The organism is Desulfobotulus pelophilus (assembly GCF_026155325.1).
Taxonomy (GTDB): domain Bacteria; phylum Desulfobacterota; class Desulfobacteria; order Desulfobacterales; family ASO4-4; genus Desulfobotulus; species Desulfobotulus pelophilus.
In genome coordinates this window covers 111,767-134,003 of the sequence record NZ_JAPFPW010000005.1, presented here as the reverse complement: position 1 = coordinate 134,003, position 22,237 = coordinate 111,767, and the positions used below count along the sequence as shown (strand labels likewise).

At 52.7% G+C, this 22,237-nt stretch carries 20 protein-coding genes and 1 tRNA gene; 18 read left to right on the top strand and 3 right to left on the bottom strand.

What is annotated here, in order from left to right; translation table 11 throughout:
- Positions 1 to 8: 8 nt before the first annotated feature.
- From OOT00_RS06305 to OOT00_RS06270, 8 genes are all read left to right on the top strand, one after another.
- The gene (locus OOT00_RS06305; RefSeq protein WP_265424470.1) at positions 9 to 764 is read left to right on the top strand and encodes an IclR family transcriptional regulator; all 756 of its coding nucleotides are present in this window, start codon (positions 9 to 11) and stop codon (positions 762 to 764) included.
- 232 nt (positions 765 to 996) lie between these two features.
- Positions 997 to 2,934 (top strand): DNA topoisomerase IV subunit B, encoded by a 1,938-nt coding sequence (gene parE, locus OOT00_RS06300; protein ID WP_265424469.1) that lies wholly within the window; start codon positions 997 to 999, stop codon positions 2,932 to 2,934.
- On the top strand, positions 2,934 to 5,255 hold the full coding sequence (parC, locus tag OOT00_RS06295) for a DNA topoisomerase IV subunit A (RefSeq protein WP_265424468.1): 2,322 nt from the start codon (positions 2,934 to 2,936) through the stop codon (positions 5,253 to 5,255). The genes parE and parC overlap by 1 nt, the downstream gene beginning before the upstream one ends.
- A gap of 14 nt (positions 5,256 to 5,269) precedes the next feature.
- The gene (locus OOT00_RS06290) at positions 5,270 to 7,447 is read left to right on the top strand and encodes a DUF4388 domain-containing protein (protein ID WP_265424467.1); all 2,178 of its coding nucleotides are present in this window, start codon (positions 5,270 to 5,272) and stop codon (positions 7,445 to 7,447) included.
- 93 nt (positions 7,448 to 7,540) lie between these two features.
- Complete coding sequence (locus tag OOT00_RS06285; RefSeq protein WP_265424466.1) at positions 7,541 to 9,535, top strand: DNA translocase FtsK; 1,995 nt, start codon at positions 7,541 to 7,543, stop codon at positions 9,533 to 9,535.
- A 1-nt stretch (position 9,536) separates the two neighbouring features.
- Positions 9,537 to 10,583: a Smr/MutS family protein gene (locus OOT00_RS06280; RefSeq protein WP_265424465.1), complete on the top strand. Its 1,047-nt coding sequence runs from the start codon at positions 9,537 to 9,539 to the stop codon at positions 10,581 to 10,583.
- 34 nt (positions 10,584 to 10,617) lie between these two features.
- Positions 10,618 to 11,406, top strand: coding sequence for a substrate-binding periplasmic protein (locus OOT00_RS06275; RefSeq protein WP_265424464.1), 789 nt, complete (start codon positions 10,618 to 10,620; stop codon positions 11,404 to 11,406).
- Positions 11,407 to 11,469: 63 nt separating this feature from the next.
- Complete coding sequence (locus tag OOT00_RS06270) at positions 11,470 to 12,087, top strand: tyrosine-type recombinase/integrase (protein ID WP_265424463.1); 618 nt, start codon at positions 11,470 to 11,472, stop codon at positions 12,085 to 12,087.
- 737 nt (positions 12,088 to 12,824) lie between these two features.
- On the opposite strand, the gene OOT00_RS06265 is transcribed toward OOT00_RS06270, so the two are convergent.
- The 3 genes from OOT00_RS06265 to OOT00_RS06255 form a co-directional block, all read right to left on the bottom strand.
- Positions 12,825 to 12,899, bottom strand: a tRNA-Gly gene (locus OOT00_RS06265).
- Positions 12,900 to 13,013: 114 nt separating this feature from the next.
- On the bottom strand, positions 13,014 to 13,223 hold the full coding sequence (locus OOT00_RS06260; RefSeq protein ID WP_265424462.1) for an FmdB family zinc ribbon protein: 210 nt from the start codon (positions 13,221 to 13,223) through the stop codon (positions 13,014 to 13,016).
- Between the two features lie 90 nt (positions 13,224 to 13,313).
- The gene (locus tag OOT00_RS06255; RefSeq protein ID WP_265424461.1) at positions 13,314 to 13,943 is read right to left on the bottom strand and encodes a CDP-alcohol phosphatidyltransferase family protein; all 630 of its coding nucleotides are present in this window, start codon (positions 13,941 to 13,943) and stop codon (positions 13,314 to 13,316) included.
- A 269-nt stretch (positions 13,944 to 14,212) separates the two neighbouring features.
- Between OOT00_RS06255 and OOT00_RS06250 the strand changes: the two genes are divergently transcribed.
- The 10 genes from OOT00_RS06250 (at position 14,213) to OOT00_RS06205 (ending at position 22,227) form a co-directional block, all read left to right on the top strand.
- A complete protein-coding gene (locus OOT00_RS06250; protein WP_265424460.1) occupies positions 14,213 to 14,689 on the top strand; it encodes a chemotaxis protein CheW in 477 nt (158 codons plus the stop codon).
- 14 nt (positions 14,690 to 14,703) lie between these two features.
- Complete coding sequence (locus OOT00_RS06245; protein WP_265424459.1) at positions 14,704 to 15,690, top strand: DUF2804 domain-containing protein; 987 nt, start codon at positions 14,704 to 14,706, stop codon at positions 15,688 to 15,690.
- 190 nt (positions 15,691 to 15,880) lie between these two features.
- Positions 15,881 to 16,309 (top strand): 30S ribosomal protein S6, encoded by a 429-nt coding sequence (gene rpsF, locus OOT00_RS06240; RefSeq protein WP_265424458.1) that lies wholly within the window; start codon positions 15,881 to 15,883, stop codon positions 16,307 to 16,309.
- A gap of 5 nt (positions 16,310 to 16,314) precedes the next feature.
- Positions 16,315 to 16,581 (top strand): 30S ribosomal protein S18, encoded by a 267-nt coding sequence (gene rpsR / locus OOT00_RS06235; protein ID WP_265424457.1) that lies wholly within the window; start codon positions 16,315 to 16,317, stop codon positions 16,579 to 16,581.
- A gap of 24 nt (positions 16,582 to 16,605) precedes the next feature.
- Positions 16,606 to 17,568 carry a DUF2232 domain-containing protein gene (locus OOT00_RS06230; RefSeq protein WP_265424456.1) on the top strand — a complete coding sequence of 321 codons (963 nt, stop codon included), beginning with the start codon at positions 16,606 to 16,608 and terminating at the stop codon, positions 17,566 to 17,568.
- Between the two features lie 31 nt (positions 17,569 to 17,599).
- Complete coding sequence (rplI, locus tag OOT00_RS06225; protein WP_265424455.1) at positions 17,600 to 18,046, top strand: 50S ribosomal protein L9; 447 nt, start codon at positions 17,600 to 17,602, stop codon at positions 18,044 to 18,046.
- Between the two features lie 92 nt (positions 18,047 to 18,138).
- A complete protein-coding gene (gene dnaB / locus OOT00_RS06220; RefSeq protein WP_265424454.1) occupies positions 18,139 to 19,509 on the top strand; it encodes a replicative DNA helicase in 1,371 nt (456 codons plus the stop codon).
- 21 nt (positions 19,510 to 19,530) lie between these two features.
- Positions 19,531 to 21,258, top strand: coding sequence for a GTPase HflX (gene hflX, locus OOT00_RS06215; protein ID WP_265424453.1), 1,728 nt, complete (start codon positions 19,531 to 19,533; stop codon positions 21,256 to 21,258).
- A complete protein-coding gene (locus OOT00_RS06210; RefSeq protein WP_265424452.1) occupies positions 21,251 to 22,033 on the top strand; it encodes an inositol monophosphatase family protein in 783 nt (260 codons plus the stop codon). The genes hflX and OOT00_RS06210 overlap by 8 nt, the downstream gene beginning before the upstream one ends.
- Positions 22,030 to 22,227: a hypothetical protein gene (locus tag OOT00_RS06205; RefSeq protein WP_265424451.1), complete on the top strand. Its 198-nt coding sequence runs from the start codon at positions 22,030 to 22,032 to the stop codon at positions 22,225 to 22,227. The genes OOT00_RS06210 and OOT00_RS06205 overlap by 4 nt, the downstream gene beginning before the upstream one ends.
- The last annotated feature ends 10 nt before the right edge of the window (positions 22,228 to 22,237 follow it).

The window sequence follows — 22,237 nt, the reverse complement described above, 5'->3', positions numbered from 1 at the left end:
TTTTTTCCATGAGCATACAGTCCGTGCAACGCGCCCTGCGCATTCTTTCCTTTTTTTCCAGTAAAAACCCAAGACTTGGCATTACCGATGTCAGTAAACGAATGGAGCTGCCTAAACCCACCGTACATGGACTCATGCAGACCCTCCATGAAGAAGGTTTTCTACAGCAGGATCCGGAGACAAAAAAATACGCTCTGGGTCTTAAAATCTATGAGCTGGGTACCTATCTTTCCGCCACTCTCAAAATTAATCAGGTGGGAATGGCTCCGGCCCGCCGACTGGCGGAAACGACCAACCGGATGACCCGCCTTGCCATCTGGGACCGAAACGCCGCCCTTGTTACCATGAACCTGTTTCCCCATTTCCATGCCGGATTTCAGCACCATCTGGGTCCGAGACTGCCCGCCTACTGCACAGCCCTCGGAAAAGCCATGCTGGCCTCTCTTTCGGAAGATATCTGCAGGGAATTTGTGGATGAAACGGAATTTGCACCTTTTACACCCCGGACACGTACGGATAAGGCACTGTTTCAGGAAGAAATCCGCCAGATACGCTTTACGGGATTTGCCACGGAGTCCGAAGAGTATATGAACGGCATTAGCTGCATTGCCGCTCCCGTATGGGACAGCAGCGGAGAATGCGCCGGTGCCATCAGTATTTCAGACAGCCCAGGTCTCCTGTCCGGCCCGGACAGAGACATGCATACCCGTGATCTGCTGGCAACGGCCATGGAAATTTCCAGATCCATGGGCTTTCTTCCCTGATCCCCACCATGGCCGGTTTTTCCCTTTTTTATCCGGTACCTGCAGTCAGGTACCAGAAAGAACTGCCCACCGGGTGGCATTACCATGCTTTCAGAGACAGGTGCCTGACCGGGTCAAAATTTTCCATAGCCATCAGGATCCGGTTTCTATATAAGATTCAACTTTGGCAGCCAGCCGTCAGCTATCGGAAACTGCCTCCCATTGACAACCATGTACCGGTATCGGAATTTTTATGTTTGACAGATCTGCCCCTTCCGGCACAGCCTATACATCCGAATCCATTGAAGTTCTGAAAGGACTTGACCCTGTCCGACAACGACCGGGGATGTATACCGACACCCAGCGGCCCAATCATCTGGCTCAGGAAGTAATTGATAACGCTGTTGATGAAGCCATAGCCGGTTTTGCCAAAAAAATCAGCGTCATACTCCACAAAGATCAATCCATTTCCGTGCTGGATGATGGTCGGGGCATGCCTGTGGATCTCCACCCGGAAGAAGGACTTACCGGTGTTGAGCTCATTCTGACCCGTCTGCACGCAGGAGCCAAATTTTCCAGCAAAACCTACCGCTTCTCCGGTGGTCTCCACGGTGTTGGTGTATCTGTGGTCAACGCCCTTTCCCGGCGCCTTGAAGTGGAAATCCGCAGGGACGGTCATTGTTACGGTATTGTCTTCGAACAGGGATACAAGGTCAGCGACCTCCAGGTTCTGGACACGGTCAGCCGCAGAAATACCGGAACCAGGGTGCATTTCTGGCCCGAACCCCGCTACTTCGACACACCGGACTTTTCCGTCAGCAAGCTCCGCCATATTCTCCGTGCCAAAGCGGTTCTCTGCCCCGGTCTTGAGGTACTGTTCTCCAATGAAATTAAAGGGGAAAAAGAAAGCTGGTGCTACGAAGACGGTCTCAGGGATTATCTCGACACCACTTTGGGTATGCAGGAACGGGTACCGGAAGTACCCTTTACCGGTAACCATGACACAGAAAACGAAACCGTGGAGTGGGCTGCCACATGGATGGCTGAAGGACCGGGGCTGGTATCAGAAAATTATGTCAATCTCATACCCACCCCTCTGGGCGGAACCCATGTCAACGGGTTCCGGTCCGGCCTGCTCATAGCCCTTAAAGAATTCTGTGAATTCAGAAATCTTCTCCCGAGGGGGGTCAAGCTGGCACCGGAAGATGTCTGGGAGTCCTGTTCTTTTGTTCTGTCTCTCAAAATGTCCGAGCCCCAGTTCTCCGGCCAGACCAAAGAAAGACTTTCTTCCCGCCAGGCAGCCAGTTTTGTTTCCGCAGCGGTCAAGGACACCTTCAGTCTCTGGCTGAACCGCCACCCGGAGGTGGGAGAAGCCGTTGCCTCCATTATCATTCAGGCTGCCCAGAAACGCCTCAGAGCAGCCAAAACCGTATCGAGAAAAAAAATAACCTCCGGCCCCGCGCTTCCCGGCAAGCTGGCGGACTGCGTATCCCAGGAAAGCGCCCGAACCGAACTTTTTCTGGTGGAAGGTGATTCAGCCGGGGGCTCGGCCAAACAGGCCAGAGACCGTCAGTTTCAGGCTGTTATGCCCCTGAGGGGGAAAATTCTCAACACCTGGGAAATCGATTCAGCCCAGATTCTTGGTTCCAAGGAAATTCATGATATCTCCGTTGCCATAGGCGTGGACCCCGGCTCCGAAGATCTGTCTGATCTTCGCTATGCCAAAGTCTGCATTCTTGCGGACGCCGATTCCGATGGTCTTCACATTGCCACCCTGCTCTGCGCTCTTTTCATGCGGCATTTTCAGCCTCTGGTGACACATGGCCACGTATATGTGGCCATGCCGCCCCTTTTTCGTATTGATGTGGGTAAAGAGGTCCATTATGCACTGGATGAATCAGAAAAAAAGGCCATTCTGGACAGGATTGCACGGAAAAAAGGCAAAAAAGCCACGATTCAGGTTGTTCGCTTCAAAGGCCTCGGAGAAATGAACCCTTTGCAGCTTAAGGAAACCACCATGGCACCGGATACCCGTCGACTGGTCCGCCTCACCCTGAACAATGACATCCGAACCTTTGATATGCTGGATATGCTCATGGCCAGAAAGCGTTCTCAGGACCGCAGGGTCTGGCTGGAAAACCACGGCGACGAAGCCCTTGTGGAAGCAGAAGAAGAAAGGGAGGTACAGTGATGGGCCATGAAACCCCGGCCCCCGACAGGCTGGAAAATGATGAAGCTCTCGGTCTGGACGCCTTCGCGGAAGCTGCCTACCTTGAATATGCCATGTACGTGATTCTGGACCGCGCCCTGCCCCATATCGGAGATGGCCTGAAACCAGTACAGCGCCGTATTGTTTACGCCATGAGCGAGCTGGGACTGAAGGCAGGAGCCAAATACAAAAAATCCGCCCGTACGGTGGGAGATGTGCTGGGCAAGTACCATCCCCACGGTGATTCCTCCTGCTATGAAGCCATGGTGCATCTGGCCCAGCCCTTCACCTGCCGCTATCCTCTGGTGGACGGACAGGGCAACTGGGGGGCTCAGGATGACCCCAAAAGCTTTGCGGCCATGCGATATACGGAAGCCAAACTCACGGCCTACGCGGATCTTCTCCTGTCTGAACTGGGTCAGGGCACCGCAGACTGGATGCCCAACTTTGACGGCACCCTTCCGGAACCCAAAGTGCTTCCGGCCCGCCTTCCCAATGTTCTCATCAACGGCGCTTCAGGCATTGCCGTAGGTATGGCAACGGATATCCCGCCCCATAACCTTTCGGAAGTAGCGGCTGCCTGTATTCATCTTCTGGATCATCCGGAAGCGGACACCGATGATCTCTGTAAGCATATCCAGGGGCCGGATTTCCCCACAGGTGCAGAAATCATCACTCCCAAAGAAGACATCCGGGCCATCTATGAATCCGGCCATGGTTCCATTAAAATGCGGGCCGTTTATTCCACAGAAAACGGGGAAATCATCATTACAGCCCTGCCCCATCAGGCTTCCGGAGCCCGGATTCTCGAACAGATAGCCGCTCAGATGCAGACCAAAAAAATTCCCATGGTGATAGACCTGCGGGATGAATCGGATCATGAGGAACCTGTCCGGCTTGTTATCGTGCTGAAAAATACCAGGGTGGATGCCGGTGCTGTCATGGCCCATCTGTTTGCCACAACGGATCTGGAAAAAAACTGCAGGGTCAATCTTAATCTCATCAATCTGGATCGTAAACCCGGCGTACTGGGTTTGAAAAGCCTGCTAACCCAGTGGCTGATATTCCGCACGGAAACCGTCCGGAAACGACTCACCCACCGCCTCGAAAAGCTCACGGAAAGACTCCATCTTCTGGAGGGGTTTCTGCTGGCCTGCCTTCACATTGATGAGATCATTGCCATTATCCGCAATGAAGAAAAACCCAGGCCCGTTTTGATAGAACGTTTTGCCCTTACGGAAGTTCAGGCGGATTACATTCTGGATACCCGCCTCCGACAGCTGGCAAGGCTGGAGGAAATCCGGCTCAAGGCGGAACAGGATAGCTGCCGCAATGAAATTCAGCGGCTGGAGACCCTTCTGAGTTCCGAAAAAAAACTGAAAAATCTGATAAAAAAAGAAATTATCCAGGATGTAGCAGCCTACGGAGATGAGCGGAGATCTCCTGTTGTTGCCAGGGAAGAAGCGAGAGCTCTGCGCCAGGAAGAAATTCTTCCGGCAGAACCCGTAACGGTTATTCTTTCGGAAAAAGGCTGGATTCGATCTGCCAAGGGACACGAAGTCGATGGAAGCAGTCTGCCCTATAAATCCGGCGATGCTTTGCTGGTCAATGTACGGGGCAAAAGTGACCAGCAGGCCGTTTTCATTGACTCCACAGGGCGTTCCTATTCTCTTGCTGCCCATGGCCTGCCTTCAGCAAGGGGTTACGGGGAACCACTCAGCGGCCGCCTGAGCTTTCCCGCCGATGCCGTGCCCCTGCATCTGCTCATGGGACAGCCCGAAGACCGTTACCTTGTGGCCAGCGATGCCGGTTATGGCTTCATCGCACGGTTGGGCGACATGATGGCAAAGAACCGAGCTGGGAAAGCCTTTATATCCCTGACCCGGGGTGCCACACCGCTGCAGCCCATTCACCTTGCTGAAGAAAAAAACATGCTCCTTGTCTCCCTTACCAACGAAGGCCGCATGCTGATTTTTCCCCTGAAGGATCTGCCCTTTCTGCAACGAGGAAAAGGCAATAAAATTATCCATATTCTGCCAGCCCGTGCCGCCAGCGGAGAAGAGTTTCTCAAACACCTGATTCTTCTGCCCCAGGACGCAACCCTGACCATCTGGGCAGGGAAAAGAAGCCTGTCCCTCAAACCCGGCCAGCTGGAGGCCTTCAAAGGCATACGGGGACGCAGGGGCCAGCTTCTGCCCAGAGGTTTCCGCAATGTGCACAGTCTCACATGTCTGCAACCCGAAACAGAAAAGGGAACCATAGCGGCAGGCATTCCGGAACCCGACCCAACAGCATCTGAATAATCCAAAGGACTTTCATGGCCTTATCTCCAGGCGGAAAAATTCAGGGAATCAGTCTTCCCGCTTTTCTCCAGATGGTACAAATGGAAAAAAGCACCTGTACCCTGACCATTCAGGGAAACCATTCCAGCGGACAGCTCTATATCCGGGATGGGGAAGTTATCGACGCACGCTATGGGGATTTTCCCGGTCTGGAAGCGGCCTATGAAATTATCTGCCTTCCGGACCCTGTCATACAGATGCAGCGGGAGTGTACCACCTCAGAAAGGGTGATCCGCGTTCCCATGATGCACCTTCTCATGGAAGGTGCCAGGCGTTGGGATGAACGTCGCAATCAAAGCCCTGCTGAAAAACAACCCCTTCCCGTCGCTCCCCCTGCCCCCTCCCATAAATCCAGCGGGGGAAAAAAGGCTGTGGATACAGACGGAACGGATCCAGACCTGGCCGCACTGAGTGCCTATGTCTTTTCCGATGAAGAAGTACGCCACGCCATCCAGCCGGATTTCACTCAGCCAGAAGGGCTGGAAAACCTGCAACCCCTTCCCATCAGTGGAATCAACGGCCATGCTGAACCGGAAGCTCTTCAACCGCTTGCCGGAAAAAAGCCTCCGGGACCCGAACAGGCAGCCCCGAAGCCAGACCATTCTTCCGACAGGAAAACAAAATGGGCCAGCCTCATCCTCGTTTTTGCCCTGATCACCGTGGGTGCAGCGGCGGCCCGCTTTGCCCATGAAAGGTACCGGCACCATGATGCCTATCAGAGCCTTCAGCAATCTCTCACCCGACTGGAACTGCCCGAGCAGCAGGAAGTTATCCTCACCCGTTTTCTGGAGGCTTTTCCCCATAGCCCCCATAGTGAAGACCTTGTTCGTGCAAGAACTCGACTGCGGGAAATCATTCAGGAACGGGACTACCGGGAACTGGCATTGGAAAAAAAGAACCTTGGTATGGATTCCCATGGCTTTGAAATGGCCCTGCGCCTCTATGACAGATTCCTTGCCCGCCATCAGGAAGGCCCCAAAAGAGAACTTGTCATAGAGCTCCGTGAAAACCGCATACAAACCATGGCCCAGTCTATGGCCGACAGAACAGCAGCGGAAATCTCCAGGGAAAGCTGGCTGGAAGAAGCGCGGCGTTTCCAGTCTCGTTTTCCGGATAACCCCGGAAGAGAGATCCTTGAAAAGCATATCCGGCACATGGCCGATGGGCAACTGAAAGAGATACTGGCCCTTCCGGCCTCAGACGACAGAGAGCGGGCACATGCCGTACAGGCTATCCATGCATTTTCCAGAAATTACCCCCATCATCCGGACAAAGAAAGCCTGCAGGCTCACCTTTCCAAGCTTCTTCATCAGCAGCGCATAGCCGACCTCATTGCGGGTGCGGGTGAACGACCCACCCATGAAGAACAACTACGCTACTATGAACAGGCCCGCCGGAATGAAACCAATCCGGCCATTCTGGCTTTCATCCGTGAACGCATTACAGAACTTGAACAAAAAAGCAGAGAAGACAGAATGTGGGAAGAACTGGAAACAGGGCTGGCCCGTTCCGGCCTGACAGATTCGGCCCGCATGGCTCTGCTGGACCGCTATCTGACAGAATCTCCGCCTCCCCACTACCGTTACCGGGCACAGAGCCTTCGCAGCCGTATTCTGGAAGAGCAGCAGGTTCGGGAACAGCAAAGCCGGGACGAAATAGCCAGACAGCAGGCCCTTGCCCGGCAACAGCAACTGGCGGAAGAAAGGGCCCGGGCCACAGAAGCCAGAGAACGTCTTGCACTGGCTGTCCGTCAGATGCAGCAGTTATTGATGCATGTTCAGGATCGTTTTTCCCTTCAGAACAACGGCACCGTACGGGATAACCACACAGGGAAAATATGGATGCTAACCGATTCCGAAGCGCATACAGGCAGCTGCCTGACTTATGATTCAGCCCGTACTTTTGTACAGAATCTCACCCTCGGCGGAAACACGGACTGGCGCCTGCCCATGGAAAATGAACTGGCCCAGATCTTCAAAAATGCACCCTCCTATCCCCTGCCCCATCCGGACAGATGGTACTGGAGCAGTGAACTTTTCAGCCGGGGCTATCGCAGTGAGGTACGGGTGGTCACGGCCCGAAACGAACGGGTTTTCCAGAGACAGAGCCGATCCACCGAAAGCTGCGGCCACGTACTGGCCGTTCGCCCCTGAAGTACGATCAAAGGGATGCTTCCTTGATCCGGATTCTTTACAATGCTAGATTAGACAGGAGTAACTGTCATTGTTGACCCATATGGAGCACGCATGTCCCAGGCCGATCCCCGAGATATTGTAACCATTGATCTTTTCGGAACCCCCCACAAAATCCGGGCGTCTTCCGGCGTTTCGGATCCGGAGTCCGTACTTGCCCTGCTGAAGGAGGAACTGCAATATGTACAAAAGGCTACCCCTCCAAGCAAAAGCTCCGTGGGAAACGAAAAACTACTTCTCACGGCAGCCCTCAATCTTACGGGAAAGCTCCTTGCCCTGCAAAAGGAAGACCGGAATCTGACCCATGCGGTGCAGACCCGCTTCCACGGAATGATCTCCCAGCTGGACAGAGCCTCTGGCAGGCAACAAGCCGAAATTGTCTTCCCCGCACCCACAGGCAAGCAGACGGAGACAAAACCAACAGAACCGGCATCCACAGGGCTGAGTTCAGGGAAAAATCCCTCAGAACCGACAGAAACCCTGCCATCCTTGCCTGCCGCGGCCGTTCCAGTATCCCCTCCGTCTTTGCCGCCTGAACAGAAAAAAGCTTCCGTTTCCACTCCATCCGTCCCAGTACCTCTGTGGGAGAAAACGACTCCCACAGCACGGCCGGAGCCCCAGGCGGACTGGCAGATGCCGGATCCGGGATTCCTTACCCCGAAAGACCCGGCTCCGCCCACTCAGGACAGCGCCTCCCTGCAGACAAAGGCTGAAATTCTGGAAAGCAAACTGGGAGATTTCGGCATACGGGGGGAGGTGGTCCGCATTGTGCCCGGCCCTGTTATCACCACCTTTGAATACAGACCTGCACCGGGCATCAAAATCAGCAAAATTGTCAATCTTTCCGACGATCTCGCCCTTGCGCTCTCCGCTCTCAGCATCCGTATAGTGGCACCCATCCCCGGAAAAGATGTTATCGGCATTGAAATCCCCAACCAGGACAGAGAGATGGTAAGGCTTCGGGAAGTCATTGAATCACCCGCTTTCCTCCAGCATCCCTCCAAACTGACCCTCTGCCTGGGAAAAGATATCGAAGGTCGTCCTGTGGTGGCACCCATGGATCAGATGCCCCACCTCCTCATCGCCGGGGCCACGGGAACAGGCAAAAGCGTTGGACTCAACAGCATGATCACCAGCCTTCTCTACAAGGCCAGACCCGACGAAGTGAAGCTGCTGATGATTGACCCCAAACGAATTGAACTTTCTTTTTACAACGACATTCCTCACCTCATTTCTCCGGTGGTAACGGACATGAAACTGGCCACCAACGCCCTGTACTGGGCTGTAAGGGAAATGGAGCGGCGATACGGACTGCTGGCAGACCATCAGACTCGCAACATCACCGGATTCAATAAAAAAATGAGAGCCACGGGCCTGGACGCCCCCCTGCCCTTTATCGTAATCATTATTGATGAACTGGCAGACCTCATGATGGTGGCATCCCGGGATGTGGAAGTAGCCCTTGCCCGTCTTGCGCAGATGGCCAGAGCCGCAGGCATTCACCTGATCCTTGCCACACAGCGGCCGTCGGTGGATGTGCTCACCGGTGTGATCAAGGCGAACTTCCCCACCCGCATATCCTTTCAGGTTTCATCCAGAATTGATTCGCGAACCATCATTGACAGTATGGGTGCGGAAAGCCTGCTGGGTAATGGTGACATGCTTTTTGTTCCTCCTGGAACCTCCCGCATCCAGCGCATCCACGGAGCCTTTGTGGCCGAAGAAGAACTTTTCCGTATAACAGAATTCATCAAATCTCAAAAAGCTCCCGAATATCTGCCGGACGTCACGGAAACCGCCCATGCGGAATCCACCGAAAACGGCGAAACGGAATACGATGACCGCTATGACGAGGCCGTCGACCTGGTACTGCGCACCCGTCAGGCCTCCATATCATCCGTGCAGAGGCACCTTCGTATCGGCTACAACCGGGCCGCACGGATCATTGAGACCATGGAAAAAGAAAACATTGTCGGTCCGGCAGACGGGGCCAGGCCCAGAGAAATTCTTCTGCCCGAACCGGATGATACCAACGGAAACTTTGCCTGATATGAGTGTATTCGAAGGACTTCAGCAATTATTTCGGAAAAAATCTCCACAGCCAGAGGTGCCTGCCACGCCATCTCCCAATCCGGACTGTTCCGGAGAAAAGCCCCCCTCTGCTGCAGCCGCTTTTCATGAAAAACCTCCGGCTACCCAATCCGTGCTCACCCGCCACAAAAACAATATTCCCAGACTGGATAAGGCCGCAGAAGCTTTTTTTACCGATGAACCCGCCTCTCCCCCCGAAAAAATCACTCGGACCCCATCTCCGAAAAGGGAGACATCCGCACCAGCCCCTAAAAAAACCCGTCGCACTACCACGCGCTCCGGTCTTCCCCTGCTGGACGGAGAAAAGGATCTTTTCAGGGCCATGCTGTCTCCCAGAGGAAATGGGGACGAATCAAATCACAAACTGCCTTCCCATGCCCGGAGACAACAGCCTTCTCCAGCGGGAAAAAAACAGAAACCACTGCTGAAAGATAAAAACGGTATTCCCCTTTTACGGAATCAAACCGATTTCACTATGGTTTTTCGGGAAGAAACGAAATATGGGGGAAAAGCGACAGAGAGTATGTCCGTTCCAGCTACGGGAGCGGCCGCCAGAAAGTCGGAACCCCTTGATTTTTCCGTCCAGTTGCGCAACAGTCTGGGCGATAAAGGTACGGAACGACTTTTAAAAGAAAAAAAAACAGGGGTTTCCCAAGGCCCGGGCATCAGCCTCAAAGAACGGCTGCGCCGTTACCCCGCCCCCCAGAAAAACCTGGACCTCCATGGCTTTTCCGGTATTCAGGCCCACCTGAAAACGGAAATTTTTCTGCAACAGGCCAAAGAAGATGGCCTGTTCACCGTCCGTATCATTACCGGCCGGGGACGCAATTCCCAAGGGCCGGCGGTTCTTCCGGATATCGTAGATCAAAAAATTCGGGAAATGGCCAAAACCGGCCTTATTCTTTCCTGGCAATGGGGAAATGATAGCAGGGAACCCGGCGGCAGTGTCCTGGTGTATATCAACCACTTTGACACACCAGGGCGACCCCTGCCGAATGGCCGGTAAAACCCGTCCTTATTACAGGCAAGGAGAATCCAGGATGTCATTCCGTCTTTTTTCCATCGGCCTCTTCCTTTTCCTGCTTGTTCACAAAGCCCATGCCCTGACCATGCTGACCGATGATTTTCCCCCCTACAGCTATGAGCATCAGGGAAACATCCACGGCATCTGCATGGATGTGGTACACAGGGTGCTGGAGGAAAGCCACCATACCTACAGGGTATACCTTTTTCCCTTTGCCCGCGCCTATGTCACCACCCGGGACGAAAAAAACATTTTTGAATTCTGTGTGGCACGCACTCCGGAAAGGGAAAACCTTTTTCACTGGTTGGGGCCCGTTGGTCCCACCCTGGAAGGAATGCTCCGTCTTGCTGCCAGAGAAGACATCCACATAAAAGATGAAAAGGATCTGGCCGCCTACCAGATAGGTACGGTGATTGAGGATGTGGTGGATCAGTATCTCTCCGCACGGGAAGAAAGCCTCGGACTGAGCATCCAGAGAACATCCAGCTACCGCCAGAATATGCGCAAACTGATGGCAGGCCGGATAGACATCTGGGCCGGAAACATGATCACAGGTATGCAGCTGGCCCGTGAACTGGGCCATGAGGCAAAAGACCTCACACCCGTTCACCGTTTCCCCCAGCTCGACAGGGACTACTACCTTGTAACGGGAAAAAAAAGCGACATGGATCTTGTCCGGGCCATAGGCCAGCTATTTGATGATTTTGTGGCATCAGGAGGCTATGGAGACATGGCAGAAGATTTTAAAAACCAATGGATGGAGGTTCCGGAACTTTTTTTGGAAACAAGGGAAAAAAAACCTTGAAAACTGGTATTGTTTTGGTCATTATCATACAAAACTTAACCCTTTGAGACAGGGAGGTTCCGTATGCAAACCCAGGACACAGGTGACAATGAACCCTCCGATAACCTGCAGGAGCCGGATGCGGCGCAACAGGCAAAAGTAGAACCCATCCGGCGTCTCCGGGACATCAAAGCCATCAAAATTCTCATCAAAGACAACCCCCGCAATGCCGCCCTCTTTACTCTGGGAATCAACACTCCCCTCATGCCCAACGAACTTCTGCACCTCAAAGTCCATCAGGTAAGAAACCTCACCCCCGGCGGCCTGGTCACCATTGGTGACGACAGGACCGAACGGGCCAAAACCATTCCCGTCAACCGCATTTCCGTTCTGGCCATCCAGGCCCTGCTGGAGACGGACACCTACGGGGACGATGATTTTCTCTTCAAATCTCAGCGAGGCAACCTCGTGGTGCCATCCCTGCACCGGCTCATCACTAAATGGTGTAAAAGCATCGGCCTTGTGGGCAATTTCGGCTCCCACACCCTGAGAAAAACCTGGGGTTTCCATCAGAATCACAGCTTCGGCGTTGAAGTTTCAAGGCTTACTAAAATTTTTAACCACAGCAGCCAGAAACAGACCAGAGACTATCTCTGCATTGAAGAACCCGAAGAAACGGATATTTTCCTCAACGAACTCTGACATTCTCCAGCCAATGCCGAACCATGAAATGACGAAAGCAGGGAACCTTACGGGTTTCCTGCTTTTTTTACGACCTTTCCTCACCCATAAGACGTCCCGACTGCGTATCGTTCCGAATTGATGAAAGCAAGGAAATCGCTGGGGCTACTTCATTGAGGCAACGGTGGCACCCCGGAAATTTTTCACAACCTTCATAGGCCTCACCATGGGTCTTCTCATGGTCATCATCCCTACCCGTTCAGCCAGAAGCCGATCCTGATCTGTTACAACTAAGACATCAAAGCCCTTCCGCTGCAAGCGGAAGGGCTTTTTTCCTTTAGGTCACAGGAAGCCGTACCGATACTTCCCGGGCCAGTCCCATTACCAACACAATAGAAAGGATCTCGGACAGGGCTGATGCCCTCCCTTCTCCACATTTTACAGGGAGAAGCGTTCCTGTTTCTACCTGACCCATTAAGAATAAGCCTGCTTTTTCAAACCATTTATTGGGTATGCCCCAGCGACTGAGCTGACAGGCTGCCTTCCTCCATGAGTTCATTCGGATACACTGGAAGTCTCTTTTTTACTCCAGTTGTCTGAATTGCCTATGAAGACTCACCAGAAATATCCTTGCGACCCGAATTTATTTCTCCCCGGAAAGGGCATATCCATTTTCTTTCAAGTGGACGGAGTGCCGGTTTTGCCGGGCAAACACAAAAAGCCGCTTCCTGTTAACAGGAAGCGGCTTGATTTTTGACTGGAGCGGGAAACGGGACTTGAACCCGCGACCTTCAGCTTGGGAAGCTGACACTCTACCACTGAGTTATTCCCGCAGTGACCCGAACCTTTGTAATGCATCGAGCAGAACAAATCAACTTAAAAAAAACTCCGCTTCCTCTGTTCCAATCAGCATGCCACAGACGGACAGAACAACAGGGACAGCCGGTTCACTTTTTACACCCCCTGCCACTGCAGGATGGAGCATGAAACCCCCCACTGCCCTTTGGAATACCATCCGGCCGTATGGCACCGCAGGACATCAGGCGCTTTGTCTTTTCATAACCGCAGGCAGGACAACGCGGAACGGGATCTTTCAGCCCCATCAGCAGCTCAAAGGTATGGGAACATTTGGTACATGAAAACTCATAGATGGGCATTGGTACATCTCCTTGCATCCTCAATAAAAAACAAACTGTCAGCTTTGCAGACCTCAACAATATCCATAAACCGGTCAGAGTCTCCCCCCATCAGGGAGAGCCATTTCCATTATCAGCCGAAGCTCTTCCCTGCAGACGGAACAGCATGAGACTTTCCATAATACGCTGCCCTGCACTGAGAGTGACAAGCAGGGTGAAAAGAAGGGTCAAAAAGACACCGGCTCTGGGAAAAAGAATGATCAAAGTAAAAAAAAGAAAGCCCTCGCTGCGTTCCGCAAGACCCGGCTGATAACGAAAACTCGCACGGGTATCCCCCGGAGAGAGAGCTCCATGAAGGAGGAGGACCGTTACGGAAACAAGAAGAGCTGCCAGAAGAAAAATCAGAACCAGTCGCAGTTCCGGCCGCATGATGGCAAGGCAGACAATCACGGCCACCTCCACGCACCGGTCTCCCAGCACATCCAGAAAAGCACCTATCTCGGAAGTGGTTCCCCGCCTGCGGGCAAGAGCGCCGTCCAGCATATCGAAAAGCCCGGAGGCCCATAAAAAAATTACGGCCCAGAGGGGAGGATAGCCCTGCAGGAGACAGAAAGCTGCCACCATGCCCATGGCAAAGGCCATGAAGGTCAGGTGCATGGCCGTCACGCCACAAAGCACAAAAGGCCGGACCATCAGATTCAAAAGGGGCTGAATAAGGGGGCGTAAACGGCTGTCTAGCATCTGACTGGCTCCCATTGCTGTTTGACAACGTCATAAAGATTGTCAATGTACCCTTTCATAGCTGCAAACAAAAGCTTTTTTGCTGAAAAAAATAGAGAGGAACCCTACCGGAACCGCAGCCCGTGGCGTGTGGGCAGCTGATGAAAAACAAAGCCCAAGCTTTTCTTTTTCTTTCTGCCATTATTTATGGTAAAGTCAGTTCATGCAAAAAAACGGGGAGCCCGCATGCCATCCGCATCAGGGTGCCATCCATGAAAGGAGAAAGCAACATGAGCGAAACCGCCAGTGCAGGCAAATACCTGACCTTTTCCCTCGGTGAGGAGGAGTATGGCATCGGTATACTCAAGGTAAAGGAAATTATCGGCATGATGCCCATCACTTCTGTCCCCCAGACCCCCTCCTTTGTCAAGGGAGTGATCAACCTGCGGGGCAAGGTCATCCCCGTTGTGGACCTGCGCCTCAAGTTTGCCATGCCTCCTGCGGAATATACGGAACGAACCTGCATTATTGTCGTTGAAATTACAGGCAGTACGGGCTCTCTGCTCATGGGTTGTGTGGTGGATTCCGTATCCGAGGTTCTGAATATCAAAGCAGAAGAAATCGAGGCTTCTCCCACCTTCGGATCCCGGGTTCATACAGAGTACATTCTCGGCATGGCCAAAATGGATGGCAGGGTAAAAATTCTCCTGGACATTGACCGCGTGCTCACCAGCGAAGAAATTACCAGTATCACATCCGCCGCCTGAAATCCGGAGAGGCCATGGCACTTATCATCTGCCCTGAAACCGGTAAGGCCCGGTATGGTCGCCACTTGGACCGGGTTCATATCAACCTCAACGATTACCGTTTCCTTTCCGCCATGGGTACTCCCCTGCCCCGGGTGCTCATGCCCCTCCGGTACAGGCAATTTGTCTTTATCGGTCTCTCAGATAAAGATTTCTGCGCTGGCATAGCCCTGGCCGATCTGAAATTCGCTCAGCAGGCCTTTTTCTATGCCAGACATGCTTCCGGCCGGATAGTGGTTCAGGCTGCACCGCTTTGCCTCTTTCCCCGCAGATCTATGAATGGGGAAACGGAATTTCCGGACTTCTCTTTTGACCATGCAACCCTTTCCATCCGTTTTGCCCTGAACAGGCTGCAGGTTTCCTGCGGAAATGCCCTGCTGGATGTGGTGCTGGGGGAAGCAGCCTCTCCCCTGCGACTCTGTACCCCTACGGGTCGACAGGGCTGGACCTTTACCCGCAAGGCTGCATCCATTCCTGTGGAGGGACGGTTTTCGTGGAAAGATGAATCCATTGAACTTTCAGCATCTTCCTGCCGTGCCATTACGGACCGAACCGGCGGGTTTCTGCGCAGAGAAACTTTCTGGAACTGGGCCTCGGCCTCCTGCCTTCTTCCCGATGGCAGGGAATTTGGAATGAACCTCGCATGGGGAGTGAATGAAACGGGGTTTACGGAAAACCGGATCTGGCTCAACGGCAGCCCCACGGATTTCGGACCCGTCATTTTCCATGTACCGAAAAACCGTCATCAGGATTCCTGGCGTATCCATACAGAAAATCAAAGCATCGATCTCCTGTTCACCCCTTCATGGACCATGGCCCACCGTATGAACATCTTACTTCTGGCCACAGACTTTGTGCAGAATACCGGCCATTTCTCCGGATATATCCGCCTGCCGGACCAATCCCTTCTCCGCATTTCCGCCACACCCGGATGGACGGAAGACCACTATGTACGATGGTAGAAAGGTTCGGGCAATGAGCGTGAGAGAGGAATTCCAGCCGGAAGAGAGAAAGGTTCGCACAGGTCTTCCTTGACAAAAGCCCACCATCAGTAGTATTCAATCGTGATTTTGTCCCTCCTTCCCATGGGTGGGACTTTTCCTTGCTCCGGTATGGAATAAGACCGGGGCTTTAAACCCGAAAGGATTTTTCATGAGAAGATACGAAACCATCTTCATTCTGGACCCGGACCTCTCCGAAGAAGCCCGGACTCAGATACTGGAACGTACCACCGGTATGATTGAGACTGCTGGTGGTCAGATTGCCAAAATCGATGAGTGGGGCAATCGCAAGCTGGCCTATCCCATTGCCAAAAAAGTTCGTGGTCACTATTGGCGCCTCGACTATCTCTGCGAAGGTGATCTCATTTATGAAATGGAGAGAACCTTCCGCCTTGATGACAAGGTCCTCAAATTCCTCACCGTTCTTCTGGACAAGTACAGCAGCCTTGAAAAAATTGAGGCAGAAACGGCTGCAGCTGAAAAAGCTGCCGCCGAGGCAGCCGCTGCGCTGGAAAATGCCAGAGATAACGATGACGACGATGATGATGATGATGATGACGACTACGACAAGGAGGACTGATATCCATGGTAAATCCCAGAACAGCCAAAATCTCACGTAAAAAGAAAAGACGGGTTTATCATCGCAGAAAAGTATGCCGTTTCTGCGCGGATACCAAGCTTGCCATTGAATATAAAGACCCAAAAAGCCTGAAGTATTTTGTTACGGAACGGGGCAAGATTATCCCCCGTAGAATTACCGGAACCTGCTCCAGACATCAGCGGCTTCTGACAACGGCCATCAAGCGTTCCCGCAATATTGCCCTTATGCCCTTTGTGGGAAATGTGGATTAAACCGCAACGGTCAGGGAGCTGAGAATGGTTACGGACGGGGAAAAAGGGTTCCAGCTAAGGGGATCCATCAGTATTTTCATACTGGCAGCACTTCTGGCAGCAGCCGGTATACTGCTGCCTTTTGTGGGTGTATTTCCTGTTCTCTTTCTCCCCCTGCCCATGATAGTGATGCGGCTTGAAAACCGGGAAACCGCTTCCGCCCTGATTCTTGCGGGCGTTGTGCTTGCTGTACCTCTGCTCTTTACGGGCAGAATCAGCTCAGACATGCTTTTTTATGCAGGCATGCTGCTCTTTGGCTTTGTCATCGGAGAAGGATGGCAGCAGGGCATTCATAAAGAAACGGCTGTCCTTCGAGCCATCCTGGCCGTACTGGGTATGGTGGCTCTCATGATCATTGTGCTGGCCGTGACAAAAAGCATGGGGCCTGTGGCACTGATCCAGAACCACGTGGCAGCCAATCTGGCCATGACCCTTGAAGTGTACCGCCATATGGAAATGCCGGAAGAGACTCTGGCTGTTTTTGAGGCGGCACTTCCAAGGCTGGAGTATACACTGGCCCGTCTTCTGCCAGCCATTTCCGCATGCATCCTCATTCTTGCGGCATGGCTGAATCTTCTGGCAGCGCGATCCATGATCCGCCACAGAAAAATACAGGCACCGGATCTTGGTCTTTTCATGAACTGGGGGGTCCCTCCCCTGTTTATCTGGGGACTGATACTTGCAGGACTCATCCTGATGATCCCCATACCCTTTGTGCGGATTCTGGGACTGTCCTGCCTTCTGGTGATGATGCCCCTTTACTTTCTTCAGGGTATGGCCATTGTGGCATACTGGTTCCATCACAGGGGTGTACCACCTCTTATCCGGCATGCGCTGTACGCACTGATGCTGATACAGCAAATTCTGTTCCTGGTGGTTCTGGTGCTGGGCATTTTCGATACCTGGCTGAATTTCCGTAACCGGATACAAACCAAGCCCAAACCCTAGCAAATATCCTCACAGACACTTGGAGGTTCATATGAAAGTTATTCTTAAAGAAACCATAGAATCCCTCGGAATCATCGGTTCCGAGGTGAATGTGGCGGACGGGTATGCACGTAACTACCTGCTCCCCCAGAGTAAGGCTATTCCCGCAACACCCCAGAATCGCAAGGTAATGGAGCAGATCAAAGTGCGGGTTCAGGCTCAGATCGCAAAAGAACGGGCCATTGCCGAAGAACTGGCAGCCCTCCTTTCTCAAATTTCGATTACCATTTCTGCCAAAGTGGCGGATGAGGGCAAGCTGTACGGCTCCGTATCCGTTCAGGATATCACCCGTGCCCTGCAGGATCAGAACGTTGAAGTGGAAAGACGTCAGCTTCTGCTGCCGGAGCCCATCAAGGCCATCGGCATCTATAAAATTCCCGTGCGGGTTTATAAAGGTGTGGAACCGGAAATTACCGTTGAAGTGGTTCCTGCCACCTGATCCGGCAGAACCCCTTAGATTCTGAACCAGCATAATGAAGGTCAGGCGGAAACCATAGGGTTTTCCGCCTGACTTCTTTGAGGCACCCCCCCATGGCCGAAATATCCACAAGAGAAACCGATCCCCTTTTCTCGCGAACCCCGCCCCACAGCCCGGAGGCGGAAATCTCCCTTCTGAGCGCCATTCTACTTGACAATGATGTGCTCCTTGACATTGTGGACATACTGGATCCCGAACATTTTTACCGAAATACAAATCAGAAAATTTACGCTGCCGCAACGGCTCTTTTTGCCAGAAATCAACCGGCTGATCTTGTTACGGTTGCTAACTTTCTGCAGGACAGCGGACAGCTGGAAAACATTGGCGGGGCTGCTGCCCTCGCCCGCATTGTGGATACCATTCCCGTTGCCCCCAACGCCGTTGAATATGCCCGTATCATACGGAAAAAATCTGATTTACGACGACTCATAGAACGGGCTACCCAGATTGTCGGAAAATGCTTTTCCAATGCGGACGATGTGGATGGTGTCATTGATTTTGCCCAGAGCGTTATTTTTGAAATTGCTGAAAACAAAAGTAAAAAAGCCTTTTTACCTTTGCATCAGCTCATCGACATCAATATTGACACCATAGAAAAACAACAGGGCGAAAACAAGGAAATAACTGGAATTCCAACAGGGTATAGGAGGCTAGACAAACTGACGGCAGGACTGCAGAATTCCGATCTTCTCATTCTGGCCGCAAGACCCGCCATGGGCAAAACATCCTTTGTTCTGAATATTGCGAGAAATGCCGCCGTGGAAGCCAATGTACCCGTAGGAATCTTTTCTCTGGAAATGAGCAAAGAGCAGCTTTCCATGCGTCTTCTGACGGCGGAAGCCAGGGTGGAATCCGGTAAACTGCGCGGCGGCTCGCTCAGCCCCGATGAATGGAACCGCATCAATACAGCTGCGGGTATTCTATACGAAGCACCCATTTTTATTGATGATTCACCGGATGCATCTCCCATGGATATTCGAGCTAAGGCCAGGCGCCTCAAAATGGAAAAGGGACTGGGTCTTCTGATCATCGACTACCTTCAGCTCATGCGTGGCTCTTCCCATTCAGACCGCCGAGATCTGGAGATTGCCGAAATCTCACGTTCCCTGAAGGGGCTGGCCAAAGAACTGAGTATTCCCGTCATTGCCCTTTCCCAGCTCAACCGTATGCTCGAGCAGCGTGCGGACAAACGCCCCATGCTGTCTGATCTCCGGGAATCAGGCTCCCTCGAACAGGATGCGGATATCGTCATGTTCATTTACCGGGATGAAGTCTATAATAAGGAAGAAAACAATCCCAACAAAGGGAAAGCGGAAATTATTCTGGCCAAACACAGAAACGGTGCCGTCGGGACAGCACACATGGCTTTCCTGGGTGCCTACACGCGGTTCGAAGATCTTGCAGCAGGCGAGTATCCCCACTGACATCTTTCGGAGTACAGCCCCATGGCCAACATATTCGGCAATACAACCGGACTCAAGACCCGGCAGATCAAACGGCTTGAAAGCCTCTATAACCAGAGAGTTCCTCAGGATACCATTCTCCCACCGGACCTTGCGGACGAGCTTTGCCTTTTCTCCAGAGAGCTGAACCGGCAGATCGGGCTTGCCATAGACCGCGGCGGTAAAATAGTCCGGGTGATAGCAGGAGATGCCAAAGAAATTCTCATACCGGATCTGTCGGATTTCAGAACGGCTCCAGGTCGCCTCAGGGGGGTACGCATTGTTCATACACATCTGAATGGTGAACCCCTTACGGAAGACGACCTCACTGACCTTGCTCTTCTGCGCCTGGACCTTATCTGTGCCCTCTGTACCTCCCGCAAAGGGGAACTGGAGACAGTCCATGTCGGCCATGTTCTGCCCGGCAGCGACCGGGAAAATCCCTGCCGGGTTTTTGCTCCCGGCCATGGGGAACTGCTGGAAAATGACTGCCTCCACTTTATCCTTGAACTGGAAGATGAACTCAGCCGTTCCGGTTCTCTGCAGGATGCTCCTCCGGGGGTGGAAAGGGCCATTCTTGTGGGTGTTTCCAGTCTCAGCAAAGCCGAAGCAGAAGCCCATATGGCGGAGCTGAAGGAACTGGCCCAGTCCTGCGGGGTTCATGTCATCCGCAACCTCATGCAGACCCGTCAAAAACCCGATCCCAAAACTCTTATGGGACAGGGCAAACTCAAGGAACTCTATCTGATGGCCTTGCAGGATGCGGCCACACTGATCATTTTTGATCAGGAACTATCCCCGGCCCAGGTCCGTAATGTCAGTGACCGCATGGAACTCAAAGTCATGGACCGGACCCAGCTTATTCTGGATATTTTTGCCCGAAGAGCCCAAACCCGGGAAGGGAAATTACAGGTAGAACTGGCTCAGCTGAAATACCTGCAACCCCGACTGACAGAAAAAAATACAGCCATGAGCCGTCTGACAGGCGGGATTGGAGGAAGAGGGCCAGGAGAAACCAAGCTGGAGATCAACCGGCGCAGAGTGAGAGAACAGATCCTACGGCTGGAAAAAGACGTATCCCAGATTCAGAGCCACCGAAGGCAGCAGAAAGCCCGGCGCAATCGCATGGGCCTGCCGGTTTTTTCCATTGTGGGTTACACCAACGCCGGTAAATCCACCCTGCTCAATGCCATGACCCAAAGCAAAGTCACAGCAAAGGATCAGATGTTTGCCACCCTGGACCCCACCTCCCGACGTCTTCGTTTCCCTCAGGATGTGGAAGTGATCATAACTGATACGGTGGGATTCATACGGAACCTCCCGAAAGAGCTGGTCGCCGCCTTCAGGGCAACGCTGGAAGAACTGGAAGGAGCGGATATCCTCCTTCATGTGGTGGACATTGCCAGCCCCTCATGGGAAAAACAACTCGCAAGCGTTGATGGCGTTCTGGAAGATCTGGGACTTTCCGATATCCCGCAGATCCGGGTTTTCAACAAAAAAGATCTGGCCCTTCCGGAAGAGGTGGTAAAAGCCCTGAGACAGTATGGTGGCATAACTGTTTCCGCCCTGGACCGCTCCAGCCTCCGCCCCCTGTTGGAAACCATGCAGAAGGAACTCTATGCACGTACCGGCAGCCAGGCCCTTCCCGTCTGTTCAGACTCCAGCACAAGCGGGGAGCCTACGCGTATTGACAGACCCGGACAAAGTCCCTATATGAGAGCCGATGAATAAAGAAGCACTTTTACATACCGCTGTCATGGCGGCAAGGGTCGGGGGGGAGAGACTCATGGCCCACTTCGGCAACCTGAACGGTATCCGTAAAAAAGGCCGGACCGATCTGGTAACAGACGCCGATACTGCCTCCGAGCAAGCTGTTATTGACCACATCAGAAACCGTTTTCCGGACCATGGTATCATGGCAGAAGAATCTGGCATGCAAGGCGATAATACGTCCTTCCTCTGGATTATTGATCCCCTTGACGGTACCACCAACTTTGCCCACGGCCTTCCTTTTTTTGCTGTCTCCATTGGTATTTCTCTGGATGGCAGACTTCTTGCCGGCTGTGTATTCAACCCGGTAATGCAGGAATGCTTTACCGCCATGGAGGGCAAAGGAGCCTGTAAAAACGGCATACCCATATCCGTATCCCAAACCACATCTATTGAAGACAGCCTTCTTGCCACAGGTTTTCCCTACTCTCTGGATCAGAAATTTGACGCCCTTACCAGCCGTTTCCGTCGTTGTATCCGCCCAGCCCGGGGAATCCGTCGCCTGGGTGCCGCATCCCTTGATCTGTGCTATGTGGCCAACGGGCATTTTGACGGATTCTGGGAAGAGGATCTCAAACCCTGGGATACAGCAGCAGGCAGTATCATTGCCCGGGAAGCCGGAGCCCTTGTAACGGACTTCTCCGGAAACCCTCATCATATTCATGCCGCCGAAATTCTGGCATCCAATGGCCGGATCCATGAACCTCTGCGCAGTCTTCTGGAGTTAGAATCATGAAAAAAAGAAGTTCATCACAGGATCGTTACGACGATACTCTTGAATGTTATGCCCGTTTTCGTATGAATGACCGAATCTGCAGGGAATTCTGTGCCGTACGGCTCCGCTGCCTCATCGAACAGGAACAACAGCTTGATGCTGGTTTTCTTGATGATTTCTTTGTACCCGAAGAAAGTCCCCTCAGAATGCAATAAAATCATAAAG

What these genes read in the sequence shown, in the direction of transcription:
- OOT00_RS06305 (WP_265424470.1), top strand. Translation starts at nt 9, where the DNA reads ATGAGCATACAGTCCGTGCAACGCGCCCTGCGCATTCTTTCCTTTTTT.
- parE (WP_265424469.1), top strand. Translation starts at nt 997, where the DNA reads ATGTTTGACAGATCTGCCCCTTCCGGCACAGCCTATACATCCGAATCC.
- parC (WP_265424468.1), top strand. Translation starts at nt 2,934, where the DNA reads ATGGGCCATGAAACCCCGGCCCCCGACAGGCTGGAAAATGATGAAGCT.
- OOT00_RS06290 (WP_265424467.1), top strand. Translation starts at nt 5,270, where the DNA reads ATGGCCTTATCTCCAGGCGGAAAAATTCAGGGAATCAGTCTTCCCGCT.
- OOT00_RS06285 (WP_265424466.1), top strand. Translation starts at nt 7,541, where the DNA reads ATGTCCCAGGCCGATCCCCGAGATATTGTAACCATTGATCTTTTCGGA.
- OOT00_RS06280 (WP_265424465.1), top strand. Translation starts at nt 9,537, where the DNA reads ATGAGTGTATTCGAAGGACTTCAGCAATTATTTCGGAAAAAATCTCCA.
- OOT00_RS06275 (WP_265424464.1), top strand. Translation starts at nt 10,618, where the DNA reads ATGTCATTCCGTCTTTTTTCCATCGGCCTCTTCCTTTTCCTGCTTGTT.
- OOT00_RS06270 (WP_265424463.1), top strand. Translation starts at nt 11,470, where the DNA reads ATGCAAACCCAGGACACAGGTGACAATGAACCCTCCGATAACCTGCAG.
- OOT00_RS06260 (WP_265424462.1), bottom strand. Translation starts at nt 13,223, where the DNA reads ATGCCCATCTATGAGTTTTCATGTACCAAATGTTCCCATACCTTTGAG.
- OOT00_RS06255 (WP_265424461.1), bottom strand. Translation starts at nt 13,943, where the DNA reads ATGCTAGACAGCCGTTTACGCCCCCTTATTCAGCCCCTTTTGAATCTG.
- OOT00_RS06250 (WP_265424460.1), top strand. Translation starts at nt 14,213, where the DNA reads ATGAGCGAAACCGCCAGTGCAGGCAAATACCTGACCTTTTCCCTCGGT.
- OOT00_RS06245 (WP_265424459.1), top strand. Translation starts at nt 14,704, where the DNA reads ATGGCACTTATCATCTGCCCTGAAACCGGTAAGGCCCGGTATGGTCGC.
- rpsF (WP_265424458.1), top strand. Translation starts at nt 15,881, where the DNA reads ATGAGAAGATACGAAACCATCTTCATTCTGGACCCGGACCTCTCCGAA.
- rpsR (WP_265424457.1), top strand. Translation starts at nt 16,315, where the DNA reads ATGGTAAATCCCAGAACAGCCAAAATCTCACGTAAAAAGAAAAGACGG.
- OOT00_RS06230 (WP_265424456.1), top strand. Translation starts at nt 16,606, where the DNA reads ATGGTTACGGACGGGGAAAAAGGGTTCCAGCTAAGGGGATCCATCAGT.
- rplI (WP_265424455.1), top strand. Translation starts at nt 17,600, where the DNA reads ATGAAAGTTATTCTTAAAGAAACCATAGAATCCCTCGGAATCATCGGT.
- dnaB (WP_265424454.1), top strand. Translation starts at nt 18,139, where the DNA reads ATGGCCGAAATATCCACAAGAGAAACCGATCCCCTTTTCTCGCGAACC.
- hflX (WP_265424453.1), top strand. Translation starts at nt 19,531, where the DNA reads ATGGCCAACATATTCGGCAATACAACCGGACTCAAGACCCGGCAGATC.
- OOT00_RS06210 (WP_265424452.1), top strand. Translation starts at nt 21,251, where the DNA reads ATGAATAAAGAAGCACTTTTACATACCGCTGTCATGGCGGCAAGGGTC.
- OOT00_RS06205 (WP_265424451.1), top strand. Translation starts at nt 22,030, where the DNA reads ATGAAAAAAAGAAGTTCATCACAGGATCGTTACGACGATACTCTTGAA.